The organism is Bacteroides sp. AF20-13LB, from assembly GCF_003603065.1.
In the GTDB taxonomy this organism is placed as follows: Bacteria; Bacteroidota; Bacteroidia; order Bacteroidales; family Bacteroidaceae; genus Bacteroides; species Bacteroides uniformis.
This window is the reverse complement of record NZ_QTMH01000033.1, coordinates 1,444-8,398: the sequence shown is the minus strand read 5'-3', so window position 1 is coordinate 8,398 and position 6,955 is coordinate 1,444. Positions and strand designations below refer to the sequence as shown.

The following is a 6,955-nucleotide window of genomic DNA, read 5'->3' as shown; positions in this document are numbered from 1 at the left end:
TTACCTGCGAAGTAACGGAATTTTTTAACAAAAGCATTGTGGGAAAAGGAATGCCGGAAATGAGAAATTATTCACTTTTTATTTTTTAAATTTATAAATTTAAAGTTTTTCAATTATGAACAAAAGTTTCTAAGTGTGACCCTGTTCAGTGCCTTGATGATAGGTGCGACAGGAACGTTCACGTCTTGTAAGGACTATGATGACGACATCAAGAACTTGCAGGAACAACTGGGCAAGAAAGCTTCACTTGAAGAGCTGGCTGCAAAAGTTTCGACTTTGGAGACAGCTGTCAACGATGCTAAAACAGCTGCCAACGAAGCTAAGGACAAGGCTCAGGAAGCTTTGGACAAGGCCGGTTCGGCAGAAGGTGGTGTTTCTGATGACGACTTGAAAGCTCTGAAGAAAGAACTGCAAGACCAAATCGACAAGTTGGCTTCTTTGGACATCGTAAACCAAAAGATTGCGGCTCTGAAAGAAGAATTGAAAGGCGACTTCGTTACAGACGAGAAGCTGAAGGACTTGGCTGCTGAAATTGACAAGGTAAGTGCTGAGGTGATGTCCCTGATTGGTCATCGTCTGACCAGCCTGGCCGTAATCCCTACCAGCCACATCAACGGTATTGCCGCCATCACGCTGACTACCCTGCAATATACCCCGCAGAAGTATCAGGCTATGGCTAAGCATACAACTCAAGACCACACTACGACTCCGGTTTTGGACCACGTAAATGCTGCTGCTACAGCTAACTTTATTTCTACAGATTACAACGAGGCTTATTTCCATGTAAGCCCCAGCGTAGGTGTCCGTACTTCAGATATTGAATTGCCCTCATTTGATTGCATCACATCTGAAAATATTATGACCAAGGCTACCGGTGCTGATATTAAGACTAACAGCCCGATTCAACCGGTTAAGTACGACATCAATAAGGACGTGCTGACAGTAAAATTCAAAAAGACAGTCAAGGGTTCTATCGCTGCAACGACTGCCGGCGACAAGGAAAAGTTCTACATGGCATCTTTGAAAGCTCCTATCGCTGCTGAAAACTATACAGCTGCTGAAAAGAAAGCTTTTGACGAACAAGGTACTAAGGTGTATGTGAACTCTGAATATGTACGTCTGCACGAAGAGGTTAAGGTTCCGTATCTGGTTAATAGCAAAACTGACTTTAGCAAAACTATGACCGGTAAGTTTGCCGATGAAATCCAGAACGACGGCAAAGAAGACTTCTATGTACACTATCATGACTCTGTATGCGTATACGAATCTAAAGCCAACGAATATGTAGACTTTAAGCAACCTTATAACGAGCCGCTTGATTTGAAGAAATTGGTGAAGGTTTGTGTTACAGACGCTAAAGATGCTAAAACTAACCACGCTAACCATGCAAATCTGGCAAACTACAAGGATTATGGTCTGACATTCCGTTTCTACATCCCTACTGCTCCTTATAACACATTGGGTGGCGTAGATGGTAACACCAACAAGACAGACCAGCAGAAATTTGCCAAGCTGGATTCTCACGAAAACGGTATCATGTCTTCCAAGGTTTACACTGTCGAAGGTACTTCTGCAACAGCTGTAGGTCGTGAGCCTATCGTTCGCGTGGAACTGGTGGATACAGTAAACAATGCTTTGGTTGCCATGCGTTACCTGAAAGTGAAATGGGTGAAAGAAGCTGGCGAGAGAGAGTTGTCTCATGCTTTTGCTGATTCTATCTATTACTGCAGCAACTACACCGGTCGCATCGGTACTCAGGAAATGAATGAGGACATCTACGACAAGGCTAAAGAAGGTGGTATGACCAAGCAGGAATTCCACGCCGTTTATACTCAATTTGATGGTACAAAGGGTGCCGGCGAAGGTACGGCTTCTGTGATTGCCAACTCTGAAGCTGGTGTAGAATCTTACAACATCATCTGGACACTGACTCATGCAGACATCGTTAAGAAGTATCCGAACTGGAACAACCAGGAAAAGATGAGCTTCAGCAAGGTTTGCTACTACTCCGATCCTACAGGTGCATATCCTACATTGAAGATTACTTTGACACGTACTATCTACAAGCCGGTATTCAACCTCTGGGGTTACGATGGCCGCTACTGGAAGAACGACAATGAATGGTCCACATTCAATGTAAACCCGATTGTTTACAATACCGAGGAATCCAATCCGGCATGGTCTAACAATACAGAGAATAACCCGACATGTAACATCTACACAGACTTGCTGAACGGTTTCCTGAACGACCTCGGAGTTAAACCGACAACCGGTTTGGGCGGCGCAATCTGGTATGCCGATGCACTGCGTGCCGGTAAGAAGTTCTTCTATTCCGGACTGTATCCTTATGCTGCCAGCGGCCACCAGGGTGTGAAAGGTGGTGCTTATTCAGAGGAAGGTGCCCGCTTCGTGTTCGACAAAGAAAAACTGGAAGCTGCCAATTCTGCTTACAAGTACGAATATTTCAACGGTACAAGCGTTGTTGAAAAGACTGCGACTGTAAGTCCTGACGGAACAATCCTGTACATCGACGGCAAGAAAGCTGCTGAGATTGTGAACTACGCTCCCAACAAGCTGGATGCCAATGAAATCACTTACAACATCAAGTTGGAAGAAGTAAACCCGACTCACGCACCGCGTAGCGGCGACGCTCCGACAGAAGCTGCCAAGGCTCTCGTAGGCAAGTATGTCCCCATCAAGTTGGTTGCCGACGTATGCTACAAAGATGCTTGTGCTGCTGGTTCTCTGCTGGCTGCTGCCCACACTGCAACTATCAAGGAATATGATGCATTTATCATCGAACCGTTGACAGTAACTACAGGTGAAACTGAGAACTTTACTGATGCAACTGTAGGTGGTAGTACAATTGACGTTAAGGGTGCTTTCACTTATGTTTCTTGGAATGCTGACGAATCAGGCAAGAAGTATATTGTAGCCAATACTACCGGCTTGCAGAAAGCTTTGTGGGAATTCTACGAAGTAGTTCCGGGCGAATGGATGACAGACCAAATCAAGTCTAACTTGAAACTGGTTAACGGTAACTTGGTTCCGACTGATGGTGTAACAAACGGTCCTCTGCCTTCTAATACCAAGGTTGTTTACAACCAGGCAGATGAAACTCTGACTTACAACAACTACAGCGGTACTCCGGTTAACTGGGATTACAAATTGTTCATCCCTGTGAAGTTCGGTTACAAGTGGAAGACATTCACTTTGACATTCGAAGTTGATGTTAAGAAGAACTCTGGTACTCCTGCTCAAAGATAATCATCACTGCAGATAACTAATAAAAGAGAGTGTTTCCGGAAAAGAAGCACTCTCTTTTCTATAAAAACAAAAGAACAATGAGACGAACGATTTTGGCTATGTTGACAATAGCTTTCGGTTTTTTATATTCTTGTACCAATACTAACAGTACAGAGTCTACTCATTCTTTCGCCGGTACATTCATAACGGAAAATGGCGTGAGGTTTGAACTCCGTGCAGACTCAACCACCCTCATCACTTTCTCTGATTCAGTGAAGTATGAAGGTACATGGAAGTCTTGCAAGGCCGAAGACCACTTAGAGTATGCCAATATCGAATTTGGAGGTTATCAGGAATACTATTATTTAAAAGATGAAAAGCTTTACCGAAGTGAGCGCGAAATGCGCCACGATGCTTTGGGAACAAAAGTGAAATATCAGGAATAAACTGAAGAGTAAAACATTTGCATAGAAGAGGCTATCTCAAGTGCATTTTGAGACAGCCTCTTGCTTTTTTCAGCAATTCACCATTTAGACAGTTGTACGCAGCAAAAGTGACAAGAATTTATAAGAGTTTGAACAATATAACAAGCTATCTTCTTATGTACTCAGCAGAATCAAGCAAAGCCGGCCTAGAAATATAGTGTGATTCTCATAAGAGATTATATGCTTAGCCCAAAAGCCACTGAAAGAATTATCACAGAGGCCGTTGAAGCAGTGAAGGACTGGCAGGCTTTAAGAGTAAAGCCAGAAATAGGTAGACAGGAAATGGATAGATTCATAAACTTATTCTAGCTAATTTATACCCGAAAAGATATAATCTCTTTCTCCTTTAATCTTTTTATACCCTTATGGGTGTAATAACGAAAATATATTCTATCTTTGTACCCCAAAGGGTATAAAAATGGAATATACGGAACAAACAACATTATCCAAATATGTAAAAGCGATGCGTAAGCAGTACAATCTGACCCAAGTGGAACTTTCGGAAAAGTCAGGAGTAGGCTTGCGCTTTGTCCGTGAATTGGAGCAAGGCAAACAGACGCTGCGGTTGGACAAGGTAAACCAGCTACTGTCTTTGTTCGGCAGCGAAGTTGGCGCAGTACCTATAACTAAAACTGACGAATGATGAAGCAGGCATTGATAAATCTCCGAGGAATAAAAGCCGGTATCCTCACAGAGGATGAGGATGGCTATACCTTCCAGTACGATACGGAATTCCTGCAGTCGGATGTTGCAGAAGCTGTCAGTCTCACATTACCCTTGACAGAGAAAGCCTATCACGACAAAGTGCTGTTTCCTTTTTTCGACGGGCTGATACCCGAAGGATGGCTGCTTGACATTGCGGAAAAGAACTGGAAAATAGATGCACGTGACCGAATGTCACTGTTGCTGGCGTGCTGTAAAGACTGTATCGGTGCAGTGGGTATCGAACCTATAAATGAGGAGGATTAAAAATGGCAAAATGTCTGTATTGCTACAAAGAACTGAATGGAAATGAGAGGGATTTCCACAAGGCTTGCTCAAAAAAGATATTCGGGACACTAGAGGCGCCTATATTGCCTTATACGCACAATAATCTCAACGATTTGGCAAGGCAGGTAATTCGCAGTCAGACCACACTGACCGGAGTGCAGGCCAAATTATCATTGGATATCAACAAAGGAAGTAAAAACGAGCCTGGACGATTTACGATTGTAGGCTTATGGGGGCGCTATATTTTGAAGCCGCAAACCGAACGGTTCGGCAATCTTCCCGAATTAGAGGATCTGACAATGCATCTTGCGGAGATAGCCAAGATACGAGTTGTGCCGCATAGCCTCATCCGCTTTGAGGATGGTGAATTATGCTATATCACCCGGCGCATAGACCGCACGAATGAAGGAGGGAAATTGGCTATGGAAGACATGTGCCAACTTTCTGAAAAACTCACTGAACAAAAATACAAAGGTTCTTATGAACAGATTGCGAAGTTAGTGCTGAGATATTCATCCGCTCCCAAATTGGACCTGGTGAATTTCTGGGAGCAAGTCGTCTTTTCATGGATAACCGGTAATGCCGACATGCATTTGAAGAACTTCTCGCTTTATAGTCCCCAACAAGAGGTATATACGCTCACACCAGCATATGACATGCTGTCTACCGCATTGGTGATGCCTGAAGACACCGAAGAACTTGCACTTACACTAAACGGCAAAAAACGTAAATTAAAGAAGGCTGACTTTGTCACGTCCATACGGGCGTCGGGATTGGACGAAAAAGTAATAGAAAACCTCTTCAAGAAACTCTTGAAAGTAGAAACCAAATGGATGGAGTTCATCAGTCTCTCTTTTCTACCGGAGGAGATGCAAATATCATATAAAGACATGATAAGCATAAAACTCAATATGCTGAAATGATACGAAACCCAACAAGGATTTCCTCTTTCTATCGCCCTTCTCTCTTTACTTCAATCCACCTTCTGAAGAAAGGGTCATCCAGTTCATACCCCTCATTACGTATCACATATCCTTGTTGTCCAAGTCGCTTCAAGCTACTGAAAGCTGTACTTGGAGAATCAATACCGACAGCTTGTAGAAAAGGAAGACTGGACGGAGTCCCCATCTGCATAGTTAAGCCTATCAAGACTTTTTTATCTGTTTTATTGAAAGTGCTCCATAAACGTTCATAATCCATATCGTGTACATGGGTCAACTCCGTAATGGCAGTTTCCACCAAAGTATCACTGTAACCGTTTTGTTTCCAGTTATTCCATGTCTGGTAAGCCAGTTGCTGGGTGTAATAGGGATGACAATTGGTGAACGACAGAATGCTGCGGCCTATCGTTTCAGCATCCATATCCTCACCCAAGAGAAGAAAGCCATTCTTGAGAAACTCATAGAAGTTATCTTGAGGAATCTTACCCAACTTCATCAAATATCCAAAATGATAGAAAGGGGATTTCTTTTTTTCGAAGATTTCCTGCATCATCGATTCCTGGCTACCTAAGAAAATGTAATTGGCATGGTTGTAAGTCTGTAGAATAGACCTCAATTTTTTATCCAGATTCTTGTCCAATGTACGTATTTCTTGGAATTCGTCCAGTACTACAATCGGTTTCTTGTGTGGATTCTTCATTCCCAGTTTATCAATCAGTGTGAATACATCCTCTAACAGAATGAAGCCATCCATTGACGGCTGAAATGAAACTTCTATGCCATCCGTCATGGGATTGGTTGAAATGGTGGGGATAAAACGAAAGTGAGTGATAAGATGTTTCAGACGTTCCATAGGATATTGCTGAAGCATAATCCACAATAATCGTGCGGCAAAGTCGGCAGTGCCTGTTACCAACTGCAGGTTCAACTGAAAAACGGGACGTGACAATCCTTTCGTTACTTTTTGAACGAGGCTGGTCTTGCCGAAACGTCGTGGGCTAATAAGTATCAGGTGATTCTCACTTGCAAGTATCTCTCTTACTTTTTCTTGTTCCGCTACTCTATCCGTAAAGTATTCACCGTCTACAATTGTACCGAATTTAAATGGATTATTCATATTGCGACTTTTTTCAATGCGACTTTTTTCGCAAATATAAGAAATATATTTGAGTTCATTCTGAAAGACTGGCTAAAATGAAGAAATACATTATAAACTTCTGTTTTGCTTCATTTTATTGTATATACTTGTAAGGTAAACCTTTTATAAATAAATTGGAAATGAATAGAAATGAA

6 protein-coding genes are annotated in these 6,955 nt (G+C 42.5%); 5 read left to right on the top strand and 1 reads right to left on the bottom strand.

All coding sequences use genetic code 11. From position 1 onward, the window contains the following. Positions 1–135: 135 nt before the first annotated feature. From DWX62_RS21550 to DWX62_RS21530, 5 genes are all read left to right on the top strand, one after another. On the top strand, positions 136–3,267 hold the full coding sequence (locus DWX62_RS21550; protein WP_034525381.1) for a hypothetical protein: 3,132 nt from the start codon (positions 136–138) through the stop codon (positions 3,265–3,267). A 77-nt stretch (positions 3,268–3,344) separates the two neighbouring features. After that, the gene (locus DWX62_RS21545; protein ID WP_022401132.1) at positions 3,345–3,692 is read left to right on the top strand and encodes a hypothetical protein; all 348 of its coding nucleotides are present in this window, start codon (positions 3,345–3,347) and stop codon (positions 3,690–3,692) included. 457 nt (positions 3,693–4,149) lie between these two features. After that, the gene (locus DWX62_RS21540) at positions 4,150–4,374 is read left to right on the top strand and encodes a helix-turn-helix transcriptional regulator (RefSeq protein ID WP_005824474.1); all 225 of its coding nucleotides are present in this window, start codon (positions 4,150–4,152) and stop codon (positions 4,372–4,374) included. Then, the gene (locus tag DWX62_RS21535; RefSeq protein ID WP_022401131.1) at positions 4,374–4,700 is read left to right on the top strand and encodes a HipA N-terminal domain-containing protein; all 327 of its coding nucleotides are present in this window, start codon (positions 4,374–4,376) and stop codon (positions 4,698–4,700) included. Before DWX62_RS21540 ends, DWX62_RS21535 begins: the two co-directional genes overlap by 1 nt. Positions 4,701–4,702: 2 nt before the next feature. Next, positions 4,703–5,644: a HipA domain-containing protein gene (locus DWX62_RS21530; protein WP_005824466.1), complete on the top strand. Its 942-nt coding sequence runs from the start codon at positions 4,703–4,705 to the stop codon at positions 5,642–5,644. A gap of 28 nt (positions 5,645–5,672) precedes the next feature. Here DWX62_RS21530 and DWX62_RS21525 read toward each other — a convergent pair whose 3' ends face one another. Next, entirely contained in the window at positions 5,673–6,779 is a 1,107-nt protein-coding gene (locus tag DWX62_RS21525; protein ID WP_008661903.1) for an ATP-binding protein, read from the bottom strand. Positions 6,780–6,955: the final 176 nt, after the last annotated feature.

Excerpts from the sequence above, each read along its gene's own strand:
- DWX62_RS21545 (WP_022401132.1), top strand. The coding sequence starts at position 3,345 with ATGAGACGAACGATTTTGGCTATGTTGACAATAGCTTTCGGTTTTTTA.
- DWX62_RS21540 (WP_005824474.1), top strand. The coding sequence starts at position 4,150 with ATGGAATATACGGAACAAACAACATTATCCAAATATGTAAAAGCGATG.
- DWX62_RS21535 (WP_022401131.1), top strand. The coding sequence starts at position 4,374 with ATGAAGCAGGCATTGATAAATCTCCGAGGAATAAAAGCCGGTATCCTC.
- DWX62_RS21530 (WP_005824466.1), top strand. The coding sequence starts at position 4,703 with ATGGCAAAATGTCTGTATTGCTACAAAGAACTGAATGGAAATGAGAGG.
- DWX62_RS21525 (WP_008661903.1), bottom strand. The coding sequence starts at position 6,779 with ATGAATAATCCATTTAAATTCGGTACAATTGTAGACGGTGAATACTTT.